General features: G+C 58.8%; 25 protein-coding genes. 7 read left to right on the top strand and 18 right to left on the bottom strand.

The genetic code is table 11. From position 1 onward, the window contains the following. Positions 1-395: 395 nt before the first annotated feature. The 3 genes from AC5FXY_RS13695 to AC5FXY_RS13685 all read left to right on the top strand — a co-directional run bounded on the left by AC5FXY_RS13695 (position 396) and on the right by AC5FXY_RS13685 (position 4,632). Positions 396-1,328 carry a zinc-dependent peptidase gene (locus AC5FXY_RS13695; protein ID WP_493557252.1) on the top strand — a complete coding sequence of 311 codons (933 nt, stop codon included), beginning with the start codon at positions 396-398 and terminating at the stop codon, positions 1,326-1,328. A 122-nt stretch (positions 1,329-1,450) separates the two neighbouring features. Further along, positions 1,451-3,298: a M2 family metallopeptidase gene (locus tag AC5FXY_RS13690; RefSeq protein ID WP_493557251.1), complete on the top strand. Its 1,848-nt coding sequence runs from the start codon at positions 1,451-1,453 to the stop codon at positions 3,296-3,298. A gap of 329 nt (positions 3,299-3,627) precedes the next feature. After that, a complete protein-coding gene (locus tag AC5FXY_RS13685; RefSeq protein ID WP_493557250.1) occupies positions 3,628-4,632 on the top strand; it encodes a class 1 fructose-bisphosphatase in 1,005 nt (334 codons plus the stop codon). Between the two features lie 89 nt (positions 4,633-4,721). On the opposite strand, the gene AC5FXY_RS13680 is transcribed toward AC5FXY_RS13685, so the two are convergent. From AC5FXY_RS13680 to AC5FXY_RS13670, 3 genes are all read right to left on the bottom strand, one after another. Then, on the bottom strand, positions 4,722-5,075 hold the full coding sequence (locus tag AC5FXY_RS13680; protein WP_493557249.1) for a low molecular weight protein tyrosine phosphatase family protein: 354 nt from the start codon (positions 5,073-5,075) through the stop codon (positions 4,722-4,724). Positions 5,076-5,080: 5 nt separating this feature from the next. Continuing rightward, entirely contained in the window at positions 5,081-6,493 is a 1,413-nt protein-coding gene (locus tag AC5FXY_RS13675; RefSeq protein WP_493557248.1) for a DEAD/DEAH box helicase, read from the bottom strand. 222 nt (positions 6,494-6,715) lie between these two features. Then, the gene (locus AC5FXY_RS13670) at positions 6,716-7,669 is read right to left on the bottom strand and encodes a YihY/virulence factor BrkB family protein (protein ID WP_493557247.1); all 954 of its coding nucleotides are present in this window, start codon (positions 7,667-7,669) and stop codon (positions 6,716-6,718) included. 119 nt (positions 7,670-7,788) lie between these two features. Between AC5FXY_RS13670 and AC5FXY_RS13665 the strand changes: the two genes are divergently transcribed. Next, positions 7,789-8,307 carry a DUF2062 domain-containing protein gene (locus AC5FXY_RS13665; protein ID WP_493557246.1) on the top strand — a complete coding sequence of 173 codons (519 nt, stop codon included), beginning with the start codon at positions 7,789-7,791 and terminating at the stop codon, positions 8,305-8,307. A 112-nt stretch (positions 8,308-8,419) separates the two neighbouring features. Here AC5FXY_RS13665 and AC5FXY_RS13660 read toward each other — a convergent pair whose 3' ends face one another. The 7 genes from AC5FXY_RS13660 to AC5FXY_RS13630 form a co-directional block, all read right to left on the bottom strand. Next, positions 8,420-9,418, bottom strand: coding sequence for an enhanced serine sensitivity protein SseB C-terminal domain-containing protein (locus AC5FXY_RS13660; protein WP_493557245.1), 999 nt, complete (start codon positions 9,416-9,418; stop codon positions 8,420-8,422). Positions 9,419-9,487: 69 nt separating this feature from the next. Continuing rightward, positions 9,488-9,922, bottom strand: coding sequence for a c-type cytochrome (locus tag AC5FXY_RS13655; RefSeq protein WP_493557244.1), 435 nt, complete (start codon positions 9,920-9,922; stop codon positions 9,488-9,490). Positions 9,923-10,025: 103 nt separating this feature from the next. After that, positions 10,026-10,697, bottom strand: a complete 672-nt coding sequence (locus tag AC5FXY_RS13650) for an SCO family protein (protein WP_493557243.1) — start codon at positions 10,695-10,697, stop codon at positions 10,026-10,028. Beyond that, on the bottom strand, positions 10,697-11,134 hold the full coding sequence (locus AC5FXY_RS13645; RefSeq protein ID WP_493557242.1) for a hypothetical protein: 438 nt from the start codon (positions 11,132-11,134) through the stop codon (positions 10,697-10,699). Before AC5FXY_RS13645 ends, AC5FXY_RS13650 begins: the two co-directional genes overlap by 1 nt. A gap of 66 nt (positions 11,135-11,200) precedes the next feature. Then, a complete protein-coding gene (locus AC5FXY_RS13640) occupies positions 11,201-11,737 on the bottom strand; it encodes a DUF4112 domain-containing protein (RefSeq protein WP_493557241.1) in 537 nt (178 codons plus the stop codon). A gap of 87 nt (positions 11,738-11,824) precedes the next feature. Further along, positions 11,825-12,028: a hypothetical protein gene (locus AC5FXY_RS13635; protein ID WP_493557240.1), complete on the bottom strand. Its 204-nt coding sequence runs from the start codon at positions 12,026-12,028 to the stop codon at positions 11,825-11,827. 13 nt (positions 12,029-12,041) lie between these two features. Next, positions 12,042-12,188, bottom strand: coding sequence for a hypothetical protein (locus tag AC5FXY_RS13630; RefSeq protein WP_493557239.1), 147 nt, complete (start codon positions 12,186-12,188; stop codon positions 12,042-12,044). A 139-nt stretch (positions 12,189-12,327) separates the two neighbouring features. Between AC5FXY_RS13630 and AC5FXY_RS13625 the strand changes: the two genes are divergently transcribed. Continuing rightward, positions 12,328-13,326 (top strand): aldo/keto reductase, encoded by a 999-nt coding sequence (locus tag AC5FXY_RS13625; RefSeq protein ID WP_493557238.1) that lies wholly within the window; start codon positions 12,328-12,330, stop codon positions 13,324-13,326. Between the two features lie 57 nt (positions 13,327-13,383). Here AC5FXY_RS13625 and AC5FXY_RS13620 read toward each other — a convergent pair whose 3' ends face one another. Beyond that, positions 13,384-14,865 (bottom strand): diadenylate cyclase, encoded by a 1,482-nt coding sequence (locus tag AC5FXY_RS13620; RefSeq protein WP_493557237.1) that lies wholly within the window; start codon positions 14,863-14,865, stop codon positions 13,384-13,386. Positions 14,866-15,082: 217 nt separating this feature from the next. Here AC5FXY_RS13620 and AC5FXY_RS13615 point away from each other — a divergent pair, with 217 nt between their 5' ends. Beyond that, entirely contained in the window at positions 15,083-15,343 is a 261-nt protein-coding gene (locus AC5FXY_RS13615; RefSeq protein WP_493557236.1) for a hypothetical protein, read from the top strand. A gap of 103 nt (positions 15,344-15,446) precedes the next feature. On the opposite strand, the gene AC5FXY_RS13610 is transcribed toward AC5FXY_RS13615, so the two are convergent. Further along, entirely contained in the window at positions 15,447-16,673 is a 1,227-nt protein-coding gene (locus AC5FXY_RS13610; protein ID WP_493557235.1) for a TIGR03862 family flavoprotein, read from the bottom strand. A gap of 108 nt (positions 16,674-16,781) precedes the next feature. Here AC5FXY_RS13610 and AC5FXY_RS13605 point away from each other — a divergent pair, with 108 nt between their 5' ends. Further along, positions 16,782-17,972, top strand: a complete 1,191-nt coding sequence (locus AC5FXY_RS13605) for a cation:proton antiporter domain-containing protein (protein WP_493557234.1) — start codon at positions 16,782-16,784, stop codon at positions 17,970-17,972. Positions 17,973-18,051: 79 nt separating this feature from the next. Here AC5FXY_RS13605 and AC5FXY_RS13600 read toward each other — a convergent pair whose 3' ends face one another. The 6 genes from AC5FXY_RS13600 to AC5FXY_RS13575 all read right to left on the bottom strand — a co-directional run bounded on the left by AC5FXY_RS13600 (position 18,052) and on the right by AC5FXY_RS13575 (position 22,503). Then, entirely contained in the window at positions 18,052-19,830 is a 1,779-nt protein-coding gene (locus AC5FXY_RS13600; RefSeq protein ID WP_493557233.1) for a chloride channel protein, read from the bottom strand. Positions 19,831-20,005: 175 nt separating this feature from the next. Continuing rightward, positions 20,006-20,845 carry a mechanosensitive ion channel family protein gene (locus tag AC5FXY_RS13595; RefSeq protein WP_493557232.1) on the bottom strand — a complete coding sequence of 280 codons (840 nt, stop codon included), beginning with the start codon at positions 20,843-20,845 and terminating at the stop codon, positions 20,006-20,008. A gap of 102 nt (positions 20,846-20,947) precedes the next feature. Next, on the bottom strand, positions 20,948-21,346 hold the full coding sequence (locus AC5FXY_RS13590; RefSeq protein ID WP_493557231.1) for a hypothetical protein: 399 nt from the start codon (positions 21,344-21,346) through the stop codon (positions 20,948-20,950). After that, positions 21,319-21,636 (bottom strand): hypothetical protein, encoded by a 318-nt coding sequence (locus AC5FXY_RS13585; protein WP_493557230.1) that lies wholly within the window; start codon positions 21,634-21,636, stop codon positions 21,319-21,321. The genes AC5FXY_RS13590 and AC5FXY_RS13585 overlap by 28 nt, the downstream gene beginning before the upstream one ends. Positions 21,637-21,666: 30 nt before the next feature. Continuing rightward, a complete protein-coding gene (locus AC5FXY_RS13580; RefSeq protein WP_493557229.1) occupies positions 21,667-22,098 on the bottom strand; it encodes a nucleoside deaminase in 432 nt (143 codons plus the stop codon). A 39-nt stretch (positions 22,099-22,137) separates the two neighbouring features. After that, a complete protein-coding gene (locus AC5FXY_RS13575; RefSeq protein WP_493557228.1) occupies positions 22,138-22,503 on the bottom strand; it encodes a SpoIIAA family protein in 366 nt (121 codons plus the stop codon). Between the last annotated feature and the right edge of the window lie 210 nt (positions 22,504-22,713).

Here is a 22,713-nt window from a genome sequence, read left to right as displayed (position 1 = left end):
TTGTGGAAAAAAGGGGGTTGGTCCCGTCGCGGCAGCCTCCAGAAGGGGCCCCCGCGACGGGTGATATACAATAGTCGGGGAATTGCTGCCGGGGCTCAAGGAAGAAATGTTGCCTTCTGTGACTTGATTTATAACCTGATAATTACAGATCGTTATCTGTGTATAGCTGCTTAAGCAGATTTTTCCAGATTGTGTAGGCTATTTTCGCCGTTTTTTGTGACGCAACAGCTCAATAAACATCCTGAATAGAGAGGTGAATTTGCCTGAGATGCCTTCAGTTCATGGTAAATGAAAGTCAACCGCGCATGTTCGAAAAGGCAGTTAATCAGCTGCCAATCGGCAATCGACGGTACGGATGGCAACTAATCCGTGGTGGGACCGTTCTTGCGCCCACTATGGAATACCTTATTGGCTTGGTCGTTTTGGCCGGCATTTTTTGGCTGATTTACCGCTACGCAACGAGTGGCCCGCGCCAACGCGCCCGCCAACTAGCGCAGCCGTTTCCTGAAGCTTGGCGGCCACTTCTCACCGAGCGCGTGGCTTTCTATAATGCCTTGACCGATACCGAAAAGCTGCGTTTTGAGAAGCAGGTACAGCTATTTCTAGCTCAGACGCGCATCACCGGCATCAAAACTACGATTGACGATACCACGCGCCTGCTGGTCGCCTGTTCGGCCGTCATTCCCATTTTTGGGTTCCGCGGCGGCTGGGAGTACGACAACCTAGGCGAGGTACTGGTATTTCCCGATGCCTGGAAGCTTGACCGCGACGAAGACCGGGAAGTGAAGCCATTGGAGGGCACACTGTTGGGCTCGGTGCAGAACTTCCAGACCGACCACTACATGCGCTTGTCCAAAGCGGCGCTGGAGCAAGGCTTCCGCAATGCCATGGACAAACAGAACGTGGGCCTGCACGAATTTGCCCACCTACTTGATGAGGCCGATGGCGAGATTGACGGCGTGCCCATGCTGCTGCTGCCGCCTGCCCTGGTTCCCAAGTGGAAGCAGTTGATGCGCGAAGAAATCGAGCAGATTCGGGCCGGCAAATCCACCATCGGTGACTACGGCGGCACTTCGGCGGCCGAGTTCTTTGCCGTGGTGCTGGAGTATTTCTTTGAAAAACCCGAGCAGTTGGAGACCAATCACCCGCAACTGTACGAACTGCTCACGCGCACCTTCCGTCAAGACCCCGGCATGCGCTTCGCCCGCTTCGATCCGCGCCGGCTGCTGCGAAAAGAGCCCAAGCGCCTGGGTCGGAACGACCCGTGTCCTTGCGGCTCGGGCAAGAAATTCAAGCAGTGCTGCCAGCTGGAGCAAGTAGCAGAATAAACAAAAGGGCAAAAGCAACGGCCAATAGCCAAACCTAGACAGGCATTACGACAAGCTTGCTTACTTTGGTTACGGCAGGGCTTATTTGCTTTGTCACACCCATTCCCACGCGCCAAACCCATATGAACAAACACCTGCTTCCGTTGCTCACGGCTGTACTTTTGGCCGGGTGCGCGCAGAAAACCACCACCGCTACCGCGCCGCCAGCCACCAGTCAGCCGGCTACCCTGCCTGCCGTCCCGATCAACTGGCAGCGCGACGCAGACCAATTCCTGGAAGCCTACTCCGAAAAGTACCGCCAGCTGTACGCTCAGTCGGCGGAAGCGGAGTGGCAGTCCAATACCCGTATTGTGGCCGGCGACACCACCAATGCCGTTGCCACCGCGCGCGCCAACGAAGCGCTAGCCGCCTTCACCGGCAGCATCGAAAACATCAACCGGCTGCGCGAACTGCTGGAGCACAAAAGCGAGCTGACGCCCCTGCAAGTAAAGCAGCTACAAACGGCTCTGTACAACGCCGCCGGCTCGCCGCAGACGGCCCCCGACGTGGTTAAACGCCGCATCAAGGCCGAAACGCAGCAAACCGAGAAGCTGTACGGTTTCGATTATAAGTACAACGGCAAATCAGTAACTACCAACGACCTCGACCGCGTGCTGCGCGACGAAAAGAATCCGCAGCGTCGCCTCGCCGCCTGGCAAGCCTCCAAAGCCGTTGGTCCGACGCTGAAAGAAGGCTTGCTGAACCTGCGCACCCTGCGCAACCAGACCGTGCAAGCCCTCGGCTACCCCGATTACTTCACCTATCAAGCCTCCGATTATGGCATGAGCCGGGAGGAAATGATGGAGCTGGTGCGCCGCATCAACGACGAGCTACGCCCTTTGTACCGCGAGCTGCACACCTACGCCCGCTACGAGTTGGCCAAGAAGTACGGCCAAAAGCAAGTGCCCGATTACCTGCCTGCGCACTGGCTACCCAACCGCTGGGGCCAAGACTGGAGCGCAATGGTGGATGTGAAAGGCCTGAACCTCGACGCTACGCTGGCTAAGAAGGGCGCCGAATGGCAGGTAAAGCAAGCCGAGCGCTTTTACCAGAGCCTGGGCTTCCCGGCGCTGCCCGAAACGTTTTATACCAAGAGCAGCCTGTACCCGCTGCCGAAAGGTGTCAATTACAAGAAAAACAACCACGCCTCGGCCTGGCACATGGACCTGCAGAACGACGTGCGCAGCCTCATGAGCGTGGAGCCAAATACCGAGTGGTACGAGACGACCCACCACGAGCTGGGCCACATCTACTATTACCTCACCTATACCAACCCCGACGTGCCCGTGCTGCTGCGCGGGGGCGCCAACCGTGGCTACCACGAAGCCATGGGCAGCCTTATGGGCCTCGCCGCCACCCAGAAGCCTTTCCTGGCTGGCCTGGGCCTCGTAGATGCCAAAACGCAGACCAACGAAACACAAACGTTGCTGAAAGAGGCACTGAACTACGTGGTGTTCATTCCGTTTGCTTCGGGCGTGATGAGCGAGTGGGAGAACAGCTTCTATGCTGACAACCTCTCCCAAGATCAGCTAAACGCCCGCTGGTGGGAACTGGCCAAGCAGTACCAGGGCATTGTGCCGCCCACGCCGCGCGGCGAGAATTTCCTTGACCCGGCCACCAAAACACATATCAACGACGACCCGGCGCAGTACTACGACTATGCCCTCTCGTACGTCATCCTGTTTCAGCTGCACGACCACATCGCCAAGAACATTCTGAAGCAGGACCCGCACGCCACCAACTATTACGGTAGCCAGGAAGTGGGTAAGTTTCTGCACGACATCATGTACCCCGGTGCCTCAGCCGATTGGCGGACCTTGCTGCGCGAGAAAACCGGCGAAGATCTTTCCGCCCGCGCCATGGTCGACTACTTCCAACCGCTGATGACCTACCTGAAGCAACAGAACAAGGGCCGGAAATACACCATGTAGTCGAAGTCCTTATTGAATAGTTTTAAAGCCCCTTTGCCACGTTGGTAAAGGGGCTTTTTTGATTGGTGTACTGATGCAGCAACGCTCGGTTCAGGCCCTGACTCAACGGCTGGTTTAGCCGTTGAGTCAGGAGCACAAAAGGTAATACTAGCTCGGCAACGCGCTGGGTATTAGTATTAAATGTTTGTTGTGATTTGAAAGGGCTGACTTTGCTGCATAGTTCTTGCGGGCCAGCCGGATGATTTATTTGTTAAATAAATTACGCAACTATCATCTGCCCAACTAAGTTGGCTTTCGTATGTTTACCCGACTTCTAGACACCTAAGCGTATGCTGCACGAAGATGATATTGCCCAGCCGATGGGCCTTACGCTCGAACGATACATCCTGCAAAAACAGAGCGAATTTCCGACGGCTACCGGGGAGTTTTCGCAACTTTTGCGCGACTTGGCTTTATCGGCCAAACTGGTCAACCGCGAGGTAAACCAAGCCAGCCTGCTGGGCATCAATGGGACTTTCCGCAGCCGGTACGCCGCGTCGGCAGAGCACCCCCTGCGTATCGATCAAATGGCGCACCAACACTTTGTGCGGGCCCTCACGCAGGGCGGTGAAGTGTGTGGTATTCTCTCGGCCAATCAGGCCGACATCATCGATACCGGCAACCGCCTAGGCATTTACGTGGTAACCCTGGACCCGCTTGACGGCTCCCCCGACCCGGTTATCAACGTCGGCATCGGGACGCTGTTTAGCATTTACCGGCGCGTGTCGCCCTTAGGCAAGCCGGCCACGGCAGAAGACTTCACCCAAGGAGGGCACAAACTGGTGGCCGCTGGCTATGTACTCTACGGCGCCAGCACCATGCTGGTGTATACCACCGGCCAGGGTGTGGCCGGCTTCACGTTTCAGCCGTTGCTTGGCGAATTCTACTTATCACACCCGCAGGTGTCTATTCCGGAGGAAAGCCGCATTTTTTCCTGCAACGAGGGTAACTGGTTTGAGTATCCCGACCCAGTACGCTCGTTCCTGACGGCCTGCAAGCAGCGCACTTTCCGCAGTCGCTACGTAGGCTCGCTGGTGGCCGATGTGCACCACAATCTGTTTGCCGGTGGCATCTACCTCAGCCCGCCTACCTCGCAATCAGATACCGCACTTAGCCTCGTCATTCACTGCCTGCCATTGGCATTTCTGATGGAGCAAGCCGGCGGCATGGCCTCAGATGGCCATGAACGAGTTATGAACCTGATGCCAACGGAGCTGACCCAGCGCAGCACCTTGTTTGTTGGTTCGCGGCAAATTGTGGAAGAACTGACCAGCTTGGCCGAACAAATCAGCTAACGGTTTGCTGATGCACCGATGCCGTAGCAGCAAGTTGTGGTTGGCCAACCTGCTGCTACGGCATCGACATGATAGTACTAAATATCTGTTCAGACTTCGCCTAAATGGACCTGCAGCCGCTCGCGCAGTAGCGCTATAAGCACGGGGTCCTGGAACTGATATCGATCTGGGATGCGCAGGCAGATAACCTGCTTGTTTTGCATTTCGTCGGCAAACTTTTCGCGCAGCCGCTCGGCGTGGCGTTTTTCCATTACGAATACCACATCAGCCCAGCCCAGATGCCCGGCCGTTACGCGCACCCGGGCACCGGGCTCGGTTCCGGCAGAGCGGGCCGCGTACTGCACATGCTGATCAAACAGTCGCTCAGCCGTGAGGCTGCGCCAGCGGTTTTGGCTGCAGACGAAGAGCAAGTGGCGGTACGAACTGGACTTGGCTGGCTGCATTAAGTCTAGCGCACTTCCGTCACACGTACCTTTTGTCCTTTGATGCGGGCGCCGGCCATGCTTTCCTGTACGGCCTTGCCAGCTTCGCGCGGCACTGTGATGTAGCTGTAGTGGTCGAAAATTTCGATGCGGCCAATCTGCTCGCGCTGAAGGCCTGCCACGTTCACCAAGGAGCCAACCAAGTCGTGCGCGCTTACTTTTTCCTTGCGCCCCGCCGATACGTGCAGGGTCACAGTAGTAGGTTTGGCGACTTTGGCAGCCGGGGGCAGGGCTGGGGCATGCAGGGGCTGCCAGTTAATTTCCTTGGGCAGCGGCCAGCGCTGCACCAGCGCCTGCTCGGCAGGTGTGGCCAGGATGTGGGCCGTACCAGCCGCACCGGCACGGGCCGTGCGGCCGGCGCGGTGCTGGAAAGTGTCGGCCTTTTCGGGCACTTCAAACTGTACCACCGTGTCCAGATCGGTCACGTCGATGCCACGGGCGGCTACGTCGGTGGCCACCAGGGCCAGGGCCGAACCGTTGCGTAGCTTCAGCAACGCTTTGTCGCGTTCGGGCTGAGGCAGCTTGCCGTGCAGCGCTTCGGCTACGATGCCGCGGCTGGTAAGAAAGCGCGCCAGCTCTTCGCAGCGTTGGCGGGTGTTGCAGAATACTAGCGTACGGCCAGTTTCGGGCTTCTGCAGAATGTGAAACAGCGCCGCGGGTTTCTTTTCGGCTTGCCCTACATGGCCCAGCAGCGTCAACGATTCAGGCAAGGATTCACCTGTTTCGCCTGCCTCCACGAAGCGCGGACGGGTGAGGTTTTTGCGCACCAACTCCAATACTTTCTCGGGCATGGTGGCCGAGAACAGCAGCGTTTGGCGGCGACGCGGCAGGCGCTGTACAATATTGGCCAGCGCCTCCTGAAATTTCAGGTCCAGCAGCTTATCCGTCTCGTCAATCACCAGCAACTGCAGCTTATTAGGAATGAGCGTGCGGCGGTCCAGGTGGTCAAACAAGCGGCCGGGCGTGGCCACCACCACGTGGGGTGCTTGCTTCAGGCTCAGGGTTTCTTCCTTAAAGCCGTGCCCGCCGTAGAAGGCGGCTACGCGCAGGCCCGGCAGGTATTTGCCGAGTCGCTTTAGCTCGTCGCGGCCTTGCAGGGCCAGTTCGCGGGCCGGTACCAAAACGAGGGCTTGCACAGCATCAAGCTGCACATCAATATTTTGCAGCAGCGGTAGACCGTAGGCGGCCGTTTTGCCCGAGCCAGTAGGCGCCTGACCAGCAATGTCCTGGCCCGCCAGCACCAGCGGAATTACCTGTTCCTGAATGGCACTAGGAGTGTGGTAGTTTAGCTCAGCCAAAGCACGGAGCAGGTGCTCGGCCAGGCCTAGCGAAGCAAAATCAGGAGTAGAAGTAGCGGGCGAAACAGCAGCGTCGGACATCGGCGAAAAATAAAGCGGGCTACAAAGGTAACAAACCCAGCAGGGCTCAGCAGGATACGCTCCAAACGAGGCTATTCCTACGTCGGTTGCGCGCAGGGAAACTCAGCATCGTGAGACCAATTGTTCTTAGGTGGAGGGATGACGACCAGCAAACAAGCATCAGCTAGAACTGGCTCATCGGCTGCGCATTCTGGAGGTACAGGCATGTTAAGGAGCCTTTTGTTACTCCGCCCGCTCATCTTCAGGTTCGAGCTCATTAACTAGCCGGTACCGCACGCCCGAGGGCTTAGGCCGCAATGCGTGGCCCGCGTACTGGGCGTAAACTTTCGTGAAGCTCGCACCGAAATAGAAGATAATGGCCGAATAGAACACGAACAACAATAGCAGCACTACCGATGACGCCGGGCCGTAAATAGGGCCAAGGTTGCGGGGCTTTAAAAGCAGATGGAGCACTCGTTCACCCAATTCAAATAGCACGCTGGTGAGCAGAGCCCCGCGCCACAAGGCAGGCCAAGGAACAAAAGCGTGACTGAGGTTACGGAAGGCTAGGGCAAACCAGGAGGCCAGAATGAGCAAGGATATTACATAATTAAGACCCTGCAATACCACCAGCAGGAAGCTGCGGTCGAAGTCACCGACCATTTCGCCGAACAGGTGCAGCACCGAGTCGGTAATGAGGGCTGCCATAGCCAGCAGCGCCGTGGCCAGCAGCGCCCCGCCCGAGCGCATCCGTTCGCGGAGCACGCGCCCAAACCGGCCCTGTTGGGGGCGCGGCCGTACCTGCCACAGGTCGTTCAGGGAGTTTTGAATAACGACAAACAGGGTGGTTGCCACGAAGGTCAGAAACACAAAGCCAAAGACCGTGACCAACTGATTGCGTTGAATATTAGTGACATTTGTGACGATTTGCTCCAGCAGATCGGCGCTGGTGGCGCCCAGCAGATCTGCAATTTTTTGGAGCAGCAACACCCGTACCTGCGAGGCCGGGTAAAGCGAACCAATCAGGCTAATAAACAATAGCAAGATGGGTGGGAGGGCAAACGTGGTAAAAAAAGCGGTGGCTGCGCCTAAACGCAACGGGTCATGGGCGGTTAGTTCCCGGGCAGCGCGGCGCAAGAGGGTAAATAAGTCAAGCCAACGGTGGTGCAGCCGGCCAGTAGGGCGTATTTTTGTCATGTAATAGCTAAAGCGCTGCATCCCAACTCGGCTGCGGCGCGAATGTTGCTTGAAACGCGGGCCGGTACTTTGCTGTTACTCTCAACCAACCTTTTGGCCTCCGCGTTGCTCTTATAGGCATGTCATCTACTGTTTCTTCGTCTTCTCCACAACCCGGGTTCTTCCGGCGCCGCGTCGTTGATCCGCTGATGGGACAGCTGCGTCAAGGCCTTTCGCCCACGCAGTTGGCGCTGACAATTGCCTTGGGCACTGCCTTTGGCCTCGTACCCATGCTGGGCGTTACGTCGGTGCTGGGTACCGCGGTGGCCGTGTGGCTGCGCCTGAACGTGGGAGCCATGCTGCTAATCAGCCACCTGCTGAGCCCGGTGCAAATTCTGCTGCTGCTGCCCTTGCTGCGCCACGGCGCCGGCCTGCTGGGTGGTCCCAGCGGCAATCAGATTACTCTGGCCAGAGTGCAATACCTGCTCACCAACGACTGGGCCGCCGCTTTTCAGCTGTTTTGGCGAGCTGAAGTAGGGGCCCTGCTGCTGTGGCTTATCGGTTCGATTCCGGTGGTGTTGGCGCTTTACGCGGGGCTGCTGCCTGTGTTTCGGCGCGTGGCCCGGCGCCAACTTGAGCAACAACAGACGCAGGCATAAGGCAAACCTGCTTAGACTAAGACAACAAAAAGCCCCGCAGCTGTATAGCGCGGGGCTTTTTGTTGTGGTTTCTTCCTCTTTGTATGGCGAGGGCAGAAGCAAACCTTGGCTTTTAAGCCTGCATGCGCTGGTACACCGGCTCTTGCTGGCTGAAGTACTGCGTCAGCGGTTCGTTGGGGTCGGGGCTGAGACGGGCCACGTCGATGGCTTCTTGCTGCGGCAGATGACCTTGAATGACGGGGCCAAGCTCCTGCAGGAAGTCCATGTCTTCGCCATCAACGGCAAAGGCCAGTAGCATCCGGGAGGGCGCTTCATCGCCTTCGATTTGGACGTGGGAGAGGAAGGCTGCCTGAATGTGAGCATGCTGGGCACAGAAACTCTGCAGCGCTGCCACCAGTTCAGTCGGCATTTCGGTCATCGGCACCAGTTGGGCTTGCGGACCGGCTTGCTCGCCTTCCGGCTGCGAGAAAATCTTGCCCGTCAACAAATCCTCAATCTCAGGCGCTACGAGCAGCTTGCCGTATGGCGAGAAAGGATTCAGCACGCACTCGGCTCCCTGCGTCATGCGGAAAAAGCCTTCGCCTGGGACGCGCAGGAAGGACACCTCGCCTTCGGGGGCACCGCTTTCAAAGATGCGCGCTTCGGAGGAGAATACCGGAATACGGCCGTCGTGCAGCAACTGGAGCTGTACCTCGGTGCCTTCGGCCACGGTAACTTCTCCGGCCTCAGCGCCTTCCGGCGTAGCCGTGAGCACCAGCAGTTGGGCTTGCAGTAGCTCGTGGTAGAACGCAAGGCGGTACTGCGGGTCTTGAGCCGCCAAGAACAGCACCTGTTCCAGGTTGTTCTGCGGCTCAAAGGGCGGCAGCTGCGGCATTTCGGGCATCGGTGGAATCTCCGGCATAGCCGCGGGCATGGCCGGACGCATCTGCTCCGGCGACTGCGCCGCGAAAGCAGGGCGCTGGTAGCGAGGGCCACCGGCGGGCTTGGGTGCCTCGGCTGGAGCGGTGCTTTGCGCAGGAGCAGCAGGAGCCGCTGGCTGCGGCGCGGCCGACGGCGGGGTGGTAGTCGGCTCGTCGCCGGGCTTCTTCTTTAGAAAGTCAAATAGACCCATAATTCGGTAAGCGAATGAAGTTGCAAACTAATCAGGTTTGGCCGAAGATTATAGCCCGTCCGGTACTTATCATTGGCCATCGGAGCCGTGGCAAGGCTGCAGCAGCTCGCTCACTTCCCGAATGGTGTACTTTTCGCCTTGGTTGCCCCAAGCCGTCTGCACGTAGTTAAGTAGGTTGGTAATCTGGGAATCGGTGAGGTCTTCGTGGCCAGGCATTACTTGGTCGTAGTGCACCCCGTTGACGACGATGGGACCATTCTGGCCGCGCCGGATCAGGCAGGGGAGCTGCATCCGGTTTTTGGTCAGGTAGTCAGCGCCGGCCAAGGGCGGAATCAGACGGCGCAGACCCTGGCCCTGTTCGCCATGGCAGCTGGCGCAGTGCGTGGCATACAGACGCTGGCCCTCGTTCTGGCGGTCGGTGAAGCACGCCGGCAACACCAGCGCCACGGAGGCGAGCAGCGCGGCAGTGCGCAAGCTAGGCAACAAGGCGGAGCGTGAGAGCATGGCGTGGCGTAGACCTACCCAGGTAAAGTGCAAGATGAATCAAAACCAAGCCGGCGCGGACAGGCACATGAGCACCAAGCGGCCGGCCTGGCCCTTACCAAAGCTACTTGGAAGCGGTGGCCGGCGCCGGGCCGAGTTCAGCCAGCAGAACAGGCAATTCCTTCAGCAGGCGGTCGACTTCTCGGGAATTCACGCCGTCGTACAGGCCGCGGACGTGGCCCTGCGGGTCCACCAGCGTAAACGCGCCGTTGTGCACCACGCCACCGGGGGCCGTGGAGTCGCGTTCTACGGCCGCCATGTACTTGGTTGCCAGAGCGTAAATCGTGTCGCGCGGTGCCGTGGCGAAGTGCCACTGCTTGGCGTTGTTCACGCCGAGGCGCTGGGCGTAGTCGCGTAGCACGGGCACGGTGTCGTGCTCCGGGTCGATGGTGTGCGAGAGAAACGCCACCCGCGGGTCGTCCTTATACTTTTCGTACACGCGCAGCATCTCGCTCTGCATTTTGGGGCAGATGCTCGGGCAAGTGGCAAAAAAGAAATCGGCGATATACACTTTACCGGCAAAGGTGGCCGGGGTGATGGTGGCGCTGTCCTGATTGGTGAGCGTAAAGGTGGGCACCTTGGGATACAGCGTATCGCCGGGGGCCACTACTTCCGGCTCGCCCAGCATGGGCAAACGGGTGGTAGCGGAGTCGGAGGAAGACTGGCAGGCGGAAAGCAGCAGGGCGGCTAGTGCCAAACCCAGTGCCGGGCGGAAATACGAAGTACGGAACATCATCAGTGGGAAGAACCGGTTGGGGTGCCTGCAGGTTGGAGCAGGGCCCGCGCCGAATCGATACTCTGTTGCATCAGAACACCTACCGAGTCAATCTGGTGCTGCTGACGCTCAAAATAAGCCATGGCCTGAGCGTGCTGCACGGAATCAGCGGGCTTGTGGTACTGGCGCATCCACTGCATCATGGCGTTGTCGGCGGCCAATAGGGAGCGGCGGTAGCGGCCAGCAGTAAGCGTGTCAGGGGCCTTGGCAAGCTGTTGGCGTAGGTTATAAATCTCGTCCATGCGGGCCATCAGCTCGTCGTGGCGCGCCATCACCTTTTGCTCGGCCAAGGTCTGTTTCTCTTTGTCGTCTTGAAGCTGCAGGCAGCCTACGGTGAGCAGGCCGAGCAAGGGCAAGGCCCGCAGCCAGCTTTTGGTACTACGTTGGGGGGTATTCACGGGCACAAAGGTAACCTACAGGCCGCAATGATGCAGCCCGTCGCGGTGTCCCTGGCGCGAAGGCACTTAGTTGACCCAATGCTGTTGGCCGTATTGCCACACCCACAGCATTACTTTCCACAAGGCCCAGAACACCAGCCCGAATAGAGCCAATAAACCCACTGCTACGGCCACGAGCAGCCCGGTGCCGCGGCCCTGGTAGCGGCCCTCAGCGTAGTGCCGGCGCAGCAGGCGTACGTTGCGTTCGTTGCTTTTAAAGGCGAAGTCGAAGATGTTACCGATAATGGGAATGCTGCCGATGATGGTATCAACCAGGACGTTCAGGACCATTAGAATGACCACCTTACGCGAGGCGCCGTGCCGCACCATGGTAACGATGAGCGCAGCCGAAACGGCAAAAGCGCCCAAGTCGCCCACCACTGGCAACAAGCCCAGAATGGGGTCGAGGCCGAAGCGCATGTTGGTGCCCGGGACGCGGAACTGGCTGTCCATGAGGTGGGCTATCTGATCGATCCAGCGCAGGCGGGCGTCAGAGGCCGTGGCATCGGTATCGGGGCGCCGGGAGTAGCGGGGGGCCGAGGCGGCGTTGGAGAGAGTGGCCATGGGAAGGAAAATAGCGTGATACATAGTGTACGCAAATCCCTGCCGACGAGCTACTTCATGCCCGGTGCTGGCACCTGGTCATAATGCTTAAAGCAGGATAAATGCCACGGGATCTACGCGGGCTGGCACTTCCGCCTCCTGCAGCAGTTGGCGCAAATCAATTTCGGTGTTGCGGCAGATGGCCGTTATCGGGACGTCGTTGATGCCGTTTTTAAATGGGTTTTCGCTGCTGTTGCCGATGACTTCCATGGTCAGAAACACCCAGCTGATCAGGAGATGAAAAACAATCATCAGCCAGCTATACTCACCTGCCGAGCCGCGGGAATTCGCCGAACAGGCCAAAGGGCATCAGCAGCACAAACAACCACGCAAACACCGGGCTGAAGAACGCGTATTGGCGCGGCAGGGAGAAGCTTTTGATTCGTTCGCAGGCACCCTGTTGGTTGTACATGTCGGTAATGAGCCACCTAAGCCTTTAGCCATGCGACTGCACTGGCAACATAGCGGTATAAAGCAGCGTCCCAATCAATATGCGGCTGCGTCGGTTACGTAACCATTGCTTTCTGATATTAAACCAAACCCCTACCTGTATGAGTACTCTCGAAAGCCGCGCCCTGGGAAGCCAAGGGCTGCGCGTGTCGGCCCTGGGCTTGGGCTGCATGGGTATGTCGGATTTCTACGCCGGCCGCGACGACCAGGAAAGCATCCGTACCCTGCACCGGGCTGTGGAGCTGGGCATCACGTTTTTTGATACGGCCGACATGTACGGCCCCTTCACTAACGAGCAACTGGTGGGCAAGGCTCTGAAGAACCGCCGCGACCAGGTGGTCGTTGCTACCAAATTCGGAATTCAGCGCGACCCCAACGACCCGACTAAGCGCGGCATCAGCGGTCGGCCGGAGTACGTGCACCAGGCCTGCGAGGGCAGCCTGCAGCGCCTCGGCACCGACCACATCGACCTGTACTACCAGCACCGCGTCGATCCGAACACGCCCATCGAGGAAACGGTGGGAGCCATGGCCGAGCTGGTGCAGGCTGGCAAGGTGCGCTACCTGGGCCTGTCCGAGGCATCGGCCGAAACCATTCGGCGGGCGCACGCGGTGCATCCCATCACGGCACTGCAGTCGGAGTACTCGCTCTGGAGCCGCGACCCCGAAGACGAAGTGCTGCGAACCTGCCGCGAGCTGGGCATCGGGTTTGTGCCGTACTCGCCGCTGGGCCGCGGCTTTCTCACCGGGCATATTCAGCGTTTTGAAGACTTGGCCGAAGACGACTATCGCCGCTTTACGCCGCGCTTTCAGGGCGAGAATTTTCAGCAGAACCTCGACCTCGTAGCCCGCATCAACGAGCTAGCCCAGCAGAAAGGCTGCACGCCGGGGCAACTGGCGCTGGCCTGGGTATTGGCTCAGGGCCCGGACATTGTGCCCATTCCCGGTACCAAGCGGGTGAAGTATTTGGAAGAAAACGTGGCCGCCCTGCAAGTGCAGCTCACGCCCGACGACCTGCGGCAAATCGATGAAATAGCGCCCAAAGGCGCGGCGGCCGGCCAGCGCTACCCAGTCGAAATGATGCAAGCCATAAACCGGTAGCGTCCCTCTTACTGCAGTACTGATTCAGCAGCCCTTGTGAAGACTCCGCAAGGGCTGCTATTTTTTCGACGACAGCAGATCAATCCAGCCGTCTTCGCTGACTACCACCGCTAGAGTGGGGTAGCGGGCACTTTCCACGTAACGCAGGGCCGAGTTGTAGCGCGAGCCGCGCGAGGAGTCACCCTTCTCGGTGGCCAACCCATCCAGAATGGCCCCGATGGCGAAGCAGGTGCCGTGCGGGTCGATGAGCACTGCCCCGTCGATGTTGGTAACCAAGCGCAGCACCGAAGGCGTGATAAACCGTGGCGCCACCCGGAAGCTCTGCCGCGTAAGGCGTCGAGCCTCCGCTTGGGCATTTTCGGAAATGACGAGAATGGTACCCGTAGGCTGCCCCGTGGCCTTGATGCTGAGCTCCCATAGGTTATCGACGGCGGCATCCGTGAGGTCGGGCCACAGGCGGCGGATGGTAGTGGCGAAGTACTGCTGATTGATGCGGCCCTGTGGCAGGCGTGGCGTAGCCGACACCACGCGCATCATCAGCTGATCGGCGTGACTGAGCTCCCAGTTGTGGTGCGTGGTGAAGCGCACCATAAAAAGCGGCTCAAACTGCGGATCGGAAGGCTCTACCAAATAACCCAGGCCAAATATATGGGAGGCATCGGTAACCAGGGCCGTGCGACCTTCGCTCATTTCCAGTAGTTTACGGATAGAACGGTGGTCGCGCAGCGGAACGGGCGTTTCCAGCGTGAGCACCGGCACCACGGCCGGGTGGTTGCGGCGGGCCACCAGCATGGTGCCCTTGCCTTCCAGTCCCTCGTGGCGCAAGGCCGCAATGCCGTTGCAGGCATCGTACAAGCCGTGGTTGCCGCCCGAAGGCGCGTGCATAAAGCGGCGGCCGGCAGCACGGAGCAACTCGTTGTAGTCGCGGTCCAGGATGGGGCGGTCTTCCTCCTGATCGAGGTCGGTGCCGCGCATGGCCTTGCTGCAGTCCAGCAGAAACTCCCGGACCACGGAGTACAGCAGGGAAGTAGGCCGCAGGTCGTAGCCCGAGTCGTCAGGCAAGGCGTAGTAGCTCTCAAACGCTTCTTTCGAAAGCAGCAGCACTGCCATGATGAGGTGCCCATTCAGCAGCACCGGCAATGAGCAAAACGCTACCCGGCCCTGCGCGGTGCTCAGCGGCTCTAGTTCCAGCTCCACGGCCCGGCGCATCAGCCCGTACCAGCGCAGCTTTTCAAACCGGTCCTGCTCATCCAGGTGCAAGTGGTACACCAGCTCGCGGGCCCCGTCCAGCTCCAACTGCGAGGCACGCTCTTTTACATTGACGAAGTGCTCCGTGCTGAACAGCTGCGAAGTGGGCTCAATGCGTACCGCACCCGGGTCCGACAGCTCGCGCGCGGCCGCCAGACCCAGCAAGAATACCTCCGGCCGCAGGTTGCGGTCGAGGAGGTTAAAAATGCCTTCGGCAAATAGCTGAGCCGAAACCCGAAACAGACTTTGGTATTCCCACATGAAGCGCACAAAATACACAGCGGCTCCCACGGAAACGGCCGGTAGTTGCCTACGTACGCGAAAATGCAAGAAAGGTCCGGCTTAGGCCTGCAAGAGCGCGAAAATGTTAGTGACCGAAGCAGCAGCGCAAATGAAACCTTTTTAGCGTGGTATGGTTCGGAGAGGAAAGCGGTTAATCTTGCTTCCGGCGCCCACAAAGCGTAACTTAGGCAAGGGATGCTTCTTTCAGTTTTAGCCCTGCCGTGGTATGCTTGTGGATCTGATTTTGGGCGGTTTTTGTGCGCTAATGTGGTTGCCCCTCGTCACGGGATACTGCGCACAGAGTTATAATAGGTCGTTTTGGATGTGGTTTACGCTGGGCTGCATCTTTCCTATTATCTCGTTTTTCGTGCTCTTTGGGCTGATTTACCGCGCCGAGCGCAACCCTGGCAACCGCCTGCTGGAAGAAGCGCGCCGCATTCTGGAAGAGGCCGAGGCGCACGAAGGAGTGCCCGGCGACAGGTGGTGAAAAATCACCAACAATAAGGACCGTAGCAGGAGCTAACAGATAAAAGCGGGTAGTTTAAGCTTCATGGTTAGCCTAACTATGCCTGTTGCGTTAATCCAATACTTTATCTGGTAAGCCAGGCCTGGATACCCCGGGCTGCCCAAGCCCCCGTGCTAAAGCAGCCTTGCAGCAGGTAACCGCCCGTAGGCGCTTCCCAGTCCAGCATCTCACCTGCCACAAAAGTGCCCGGCCGCTGCTGCAGCATCAGATGCTCATCTACCGCTTCGAAAGGCACTCCGCCCGCAGTGCTTATGGCCTCATCGAGCGGGCGAAAGCCAATAATGGGTAGCGGTAACGCGTGCAACAGTGCGGCCAGCTCCGCCGGGGCGTTGAGCGAAGCCGTGGGGGCTACTTCGCGTAGCAAGGTGGGCACGGGTGGCCCTAGTCGCAGTGCTTGCCGGAGTACGTCGGGTAGGGAGCGGCCGCGGCGGGCCTGGCGCAGCCGGGCTTCTGTATCAGAGGCCCCTACACTGGGCTTGAGATTCAGGTATAGCGTGGCCGATTCCGCGCTTTGCACCTGCTGCCGGATGGCAGGGGTGAGGGCGTACACGGGCGTACCCTCAACCCCGTATTCAGTAAGCATTATCTCACCCGCAGCTTCGGTCGTGCCGCAGCGCAGGCTTATGTTTTTAAGCGGAACCCGGCCCACTTTCTCTCGAAAAAAAGTCGACCACGGCACTTCAGCCCCGCAGTTGCTGGGTGCGAAGGGCACGCTGGTAATGCCCAGTTCCTGCGTGAGTGTCTCGGCCCAGCGGCCATCGGAGCCGGTTTTGGCCCAACTGGCACCCCCAAGGGCCAACAGCGTAGCTCGGGGTTGAATCGAGAATTCTTCGCCATTGCGCTCATCGCGCAAGCGCAGGCCAGTGGGGCCTTCAAAGCCCAGCCAGCGGTGGCGGGTGTGTACCTGCACGCCCAGATCAGCAAGGCGCTGCAGCCAGGCACGCAGCAAATGGGCGGGCTTATGCTCGTCGGTAGGAAATACGCGGCCGCTGCTGCCCACATAGGTGCTGATGCCCAGTTCGGCAGCCCATTGGCGCAGCGCATCGGGCCCGAAGTGTGTGAGGTACGATTCGAAATGCATAGCCCTCGCCCCGTAGCGCGGCCCGAATGCAGTGACAGGCTCCCCGTTGGTAAGGTTGAAGCCGCCATGGCCCGCCACCAGAAACTTACGGCCCGGCGTGGCTTGAGCTTCGTACACGGCCACGCCGGGCACTCCGGCCTCGGCCAAGCGCTGGGCCGCCAGCAAGCCGGCAGGGCCGCCGCCAACGATGGCCACAGTAGGATTCTGCATTGACAAAGCGGGTTAAAAGAGCCACAGGCCCAACATATAGCAAGCAAAAATAGGCGTTTGACGCGCTGCATCTGGCCGCTTTTGGGCTGAGTTACGTAAGTTGGCCGCATGGGACCGTACTCCATCCTGATCTACCTCAGCGTTGCTATCATCCTTTCGTACCTGTTTGACATTGCTGCCCGGGCTACCAAAATTCCGTCGGTGCTTATGCTCTTGCTCACGGGTATTGCTCTAAAACAAGCGGTGGATTATACCGAAACCGCCATCATACTGCCGCGCGTCACCTTACAGCTGTTGGGCATCGTGGGGCTGATCATGATTGTGCTGGAAGAGTCGCTGAACCTAAAAATCAGTCCGGAGAAGGGGCCACTGGTTCGGCGGTCTTTCACTGCGGCCATTGTTATGCTGCTGGTTCAAGCTTTCGCCATTGCGTACCTGTTGCAGTGGTATTTGGGCGCACCGTTTCAGAGTTGTCTGCTCAATGCTATTCCGCTGGCCGTTATCAGTAGCGCCGTGGCTATTCCGAGCGTGGCCAACCTGGGTGGGGAGAAGCAGGAGTTCATCGTGTACGAAAGCACGTTTTCCGATATTCTGGGCATTATGTTCTTCAATTTCGTGGCCCAGGACAACTTCGCGCAGGGTATTTCAGCCGTCACCTTCGCCCGCGACCTGCTGGCCATCCTGGTCGTGTCGGTGTTGAGCACCATTGTGCTGGCGTTTTTGCTTGACCGTATCCGGCTGCACGTCAAATTTTTCTTGATTCTGGCCTTCCTGATTCTGATTTATAGTCTGGCCAAGAAGCTGCACCTGTCGTCGCTGCTGGTGGTACTGGTATTCGGCCTGACAATCCGTAACGCCGACCTGTTTCTGCGGGGGCCGGTACGCCGTTGGCTGAATCTGGAGCGCATGCAGGAGGAACTGCACCAACTCAAGAGTATCACGGCCGAGTCGGCATTCCTCATTCGCACGTTCTTCTTCCTGCTGTTTGGCTTCTCCATCACCCTCAGCAACGTGCTCAGCGGCAGCCTAATGATGCAAGGCGCGCTCATCGTGGCCGTCCTTACCCTTATCCGCTACATATACCTGCGCTACATTGCCCGAACCAGCCTCGTGCCCGAAGTATTCATCGCGCCTAAAGGCTTGATTACCATCTTGCTGTTTTACAGCATCCCGCAAAAGCACCTCATTGGGCAGGTCAGCGAAAACATCCTGTTCGTGGTAATCCTACTGACGGGCATTCTGATGCTCATCGGGTTGCAGCTGCCTTCCAAAGAGCCAGCCGCAATCGGTGAGTACTAACAAGACGTGAGAGAATTCAGCACGGGATAAACTCAGCCAGGAGAGCAACTCCAAGGTAGCCCATGCACCTGCCAGTCCCTTATTCGCTTTCCTTGATAAGCTGCCGTCGGTAACCCGCCAGGATGGCCGACTTCAGCAGGAAACCTACGTAGCGCCCGTTTTTCAGCACCGGCAGCGCCCACACATTCAGCTGCTCCATACAGCGCAGCGTGTCGAGCAGCGTGTCGTCGACGTTGACGGTGGCGGGCGGCTCGGTCATCAGGTCGCTGACGCGGGTGGTGGTGTAGTGCTCCTCGTCGAAAAGGGCGTCGCGCACCTGGTCCAGGGAAATGATGCCCACCAGGGCGCCATCTTCGTCTACCACGGGAAACAGGTTGCGCGTGGCGTGGCGGAAGATGTCGACCAGCTCACCCAGCGTGGCATTGGGCTGCACGGGCTCGAAATCCGTCTCAACCAGGCGGGCCAGATCCAGCTGCGCCAGCAGGCCCCGGTCGCGGTCTTGGTGCACGTACACGCCGCGCTGCACCAGCTTGCGGGTGTATACCGAGTAGGGTTCGAAGTAGCGAGTGATGAGGTAAGAAAAGCTCGTCACGAACATCAGCGGCACAAACAGGGCGTAGCCGCCGGTAATTTCGGCGATAAGGAAGATGGCCGTGAGCGGCGCGTGCACCACGCCGGCCAGCGTACCGGCCATGCCCAGCACCACAAAGTGAACCTCGGGCACCACAAACAAGCCGCTGAGGTTGATTAGGCGGCCCAGGCAGAAGCCCAGCAAGGCACCCGAAAAGAGCGAAGAGCCAAACATGCCGCCGTTGCCGCCCGCTCCGATGGTAATGCAAGTAGCAAATACCTTCAGCAGCATGGAGCTGACGGCCACCATGAGCAGAATCCACACGTTCTCGTCGCGGTAGACGGAAAAGATACTGGCGTCGAGCAGGCGTTGCGGCTCGCCGCTGAGCAAATGCTGCACGATGTTGTAGCCCTCGCCGTAGAGCGGGGGGAACAAGAACACCAGCATGCCCAGCGCCATGCCGCCCACTCCCACTTTGCGGAAGGTGCCGCGCCGCCGCTCAAACCACTTTTCGGCGGCAAAGTAGATGCGAATCATGTACACCGACAGCAGGGCAGTGCCCAGCCCCAGTACGAGGTAAAACGGAATGGTATCGAGCGACCAGCTGGTGGTGATAAGCACGAATGGTTGACCCGAGAACAGCAGTTTGGATACCACCGTAGCCGTGGCTGAGGAAATCAGCAAGGGAATGAAAAACGGTGCCGACAGCTCGCTCAGCACCACTTCCACCGCAAATAGTACCCCCGCAATGGGCGAGTTGAAGATGGCCGCCACGCCCGCCGCGGCGCCGCACCCCACCAGCAGGCGCCGCTCGCGACGACTTACGCGCAGGATGCGGGCCAGATTAGAGCCCAAGGCCGAGCCCGTTACTGAAATAGGAGCTTCCAGACCCGCCGAGCCGCCAAAGGTGACCGTAAGCAGCGAGCTGACCCACTGCGAGTACATTTTGGAGCGCGGCACCACGCTGCCTTGCCGGGCCACCGAGTAAATGATGGGCCCGATGCCGCGGCCGAGGTTGCCGCGCAGCATGTAGCGCGTAAACAGCACCGTGAGGCCAATGCCGATGATGGGGTAGAGAAATAGCGCAAACACGCGGTTTTGCTCCGGTACCCAACCATAAAGCAGCCGCTGGCCGTAGTGCACACCGTTTTTGAGCAGTACGGCCGCCAAGCCGGCTAAGGCACCTACCAGCACGCTTACCAGAATCAAGTACACCCGGTCGCTCATGTGACGCAAGCGCCAGAGCAGCAGGGGACTTAAGATGCGGTGAACGACGTTTTTTGGCATGCAGTAAGCGCGGCTCCACGGCCGGTGCTGCATTGCCGCAAACATCCGGCCGTTTTGACTACCCGCATGATACGGATAAATAGCAATGATTGAATGAAGATCCGCTGGAATGATTGATTGGGAAAGGCTGGATGGCTTCTCCTAATGCAGGCACCTACGCTTCAAGCAAAGAAATTTATTGCACGGCCGCCGGTTGCGGATACCCTTCGCGGATCAGCAGTTGCCGAATATCCTGCATCAGGTCGCCTTTCAGTTCTTGGGTACCGCGGCGATATTCCTCCGAAAGCGTCCAGAAGTACACGTGCAGGGTCGCCACCTGGCCATCGGTTTTCTCGAGGATGATATAGGGCGTGTGCGGCTCTTCGTTGTTGACCTCTCGGTAGTTGCACACAAAATCCAGGATTTTTTGCTGCACCTGTTTGGGGCCGCCGTCCTGCTCGATGTTGATGGCAACCTGAAAATCCTGCCGAATGTGACCGTCGCGGGTGTAGTTGGTCAGCGGCTCCCGCAGCACCATCGCATTGGGCAGAAAGATATGCTTGCCGTCAAAGGTTTTGATGAGCGTGGTGCGCAGGTTTAAGGCTTCCACCCGGCCCATTAGCGCTTGGCTGTCGCGAATCTGGATGGTGTCGTGAATGCGGAAGGGGCGGTTGAAAGCCAGCACCACGCCGGCCAAAAAGTTCTCGGCTATGTCTTTCAGCGCAAAGCCGACTACGAAAGCCGTGAGGCCGGCACCGGCAACCATACCGCCTACCAGACCCGTCATGCCCAGCACTTGGAGCACTACAGTCAGGCCCAGCAGCAGCAGTGCCCACTTAATCAAGCGGGTAAGAAAATCCGCCAGCAGCGGGTCGTGGGAGCGGGCATGTAGGCGCCCGCCTACTAAGGCGCTGATGCGGTTGGAGAGAAAAATGGCAATGACCAGCAGTACAATAGCCAAGGCCAGATTGGGCAGCAGCTCGAGCAGATGTTCCCAGTAGTGAACAAAAGACTGCCGAATGTTGTGAAGCAGCATCGAAAAGGTGGAAGGCGAAAACTAAATAACCCGCCGCGCGGCGGCGCGGCGGTCAATAGGGAGGTATTACGGTACAGCAGCAGGTGAGGGTTTGCTGGGCCGTCAGGGGCGGTTCAGCCAACGGGCAAACGCCCAGGTGCCCGCAGCGTAAGCTACTACGTCAAGCCAGTCGGCCCTGTAGCGGTCCGACCAGTAGGGCAGCCACCCCTCAAACAAGAGCGAGACATACAGCCAAGCGCCTATCAGCCAGGTAAGTGGAAATACAAAAGTGACGGGGTAACCCAGGCGGCGCTGCGCCCAAAGAGCCAAGGAGAGCACCACCGGCATGCAAAGTATATCGGCCAGATAAGCCGAAAGGAGCGGTGGCACCGAGTGCGGAGCTAGCAGCTGCCAACACTTGAGGGCGGCATAAAGCAGCGCCGCTGCCAAAAAGAGCGGCCGCCGCAGCTCTGGCCCCAGTAAGGAGCGCAGCGCTAGCCGGCGGCCACTGCTATCAGCCATAGGATAAAAGAGAGAATGGCAGCAAACGCAATCTGCCCCCCGCGGATCAGGTACTTGATCATGCGCAGCGGCCAGGGCTCATCAGGTTTGATGTTGATTAGCACCGTCTTGTGCAGCTCCCACTTCCAAGCCTTCTTTAGCGCCTCTTCCTTGGCCGTGGCTTGCGGGTCGAGCAACTCACCGCAATGCTCGCACCGGTCGTCGGACTGCTGGTGGTGCCCCGACCACTGGCCGCAGTTGGGGCAACGCTTCTGGCCCGTGAAAGTGGGTTGTTCGGATGCTTCGTTCACCCTAAAAGGTACGCGAGGCTGGCCGAGGGGTTACTCGGCGATGTCCTCGTTCCAGAGCGTGGGCTCGGCTTCGATGAATTCTTCCATCATCTGGACGCACTCGGGCAGGTCCAGATCAACGACCTCCACGCCATGGCTTTCCATGAATTCGCGGGCCCCGTCGAAGGTGCGCGACTCGCCCACAATCACCTTCGGAATTTTAAACTGCACGATGGTGCCAGCGCACATGTAGCAGGGCATCAGGGTGCTGTAGATAACGGTGTCGCGGTAGGTGGTCTGGCGGCCGGCATTGGTGAGGCAGTCCATCTCGCCGTGCTTGATGGCGGAACCTTCCTGCACGCGCTTGTTGTGGCCTTGGGCTACGATCTGGCCGTTGCGCACGAGCACCGAGCCGATGGGAATGCCACCCTCCGAACGCCCCAAACGGGCTTCGGCTATGGCAGCTTGCATGAATTCGTCCATGGAGTTGTCAGGAGAAATAATGAATCACAAAGGTAGCGGCTAAGCCGCCCCTTGCGCCCAACGCAGCGCTTCTTCCCGTTGCTCGGGCATGAAATGCCGCACCTGAGCGGGCGTCACGGAGGAGGCGAAGCCGACGGCCGACTTCACCAAGGCGTTGTCGGAACTGACCACGGCCACGCGGTTGAAGTCTTTGTAATGCTTGATATCCTGCTTGATATCTTCGTACAGGGCCCGCAGCGAAATAGAGTCGAAGCTGCGAATTTCTACCACGGCGTTGACTTTGCCCACACGAGCTATTTTCTGCTCCAGCACCGGTACCGCTTGGTCGTAGTCGGCTTTGGTGATGGCACCATCAACGATGAGCGTCAGCAGGTTCAGGTCGGGATGATCAACGGCTCGGAACATGGCATGGAGCAGCAGAGGGAAATGCGCGCCTCCGCGTGTCATTACTACGCCGTTGAAGGGGGAGAGTTCAACCTTCGACGAGCAGCATAGAGTAAGGCCCCGGTTCGTAGTAGATGGGGTAAGGGTTATGCCGGTGTTTGTGAATACTGCCGGAACAAGAGTAGAAGGGGAGTCAAAAAAGTGCTGGTAAAGACAGCTATCAGTAATAAA

This window comes from Hymenobacter sp. FMD4 (assembly GCF_058932745.1).
The sequence above is the reverse complement of the archived record's forward strand: the minus strand, read 5'-3'. Positions and strand labels throughout refer to the sequence as shown.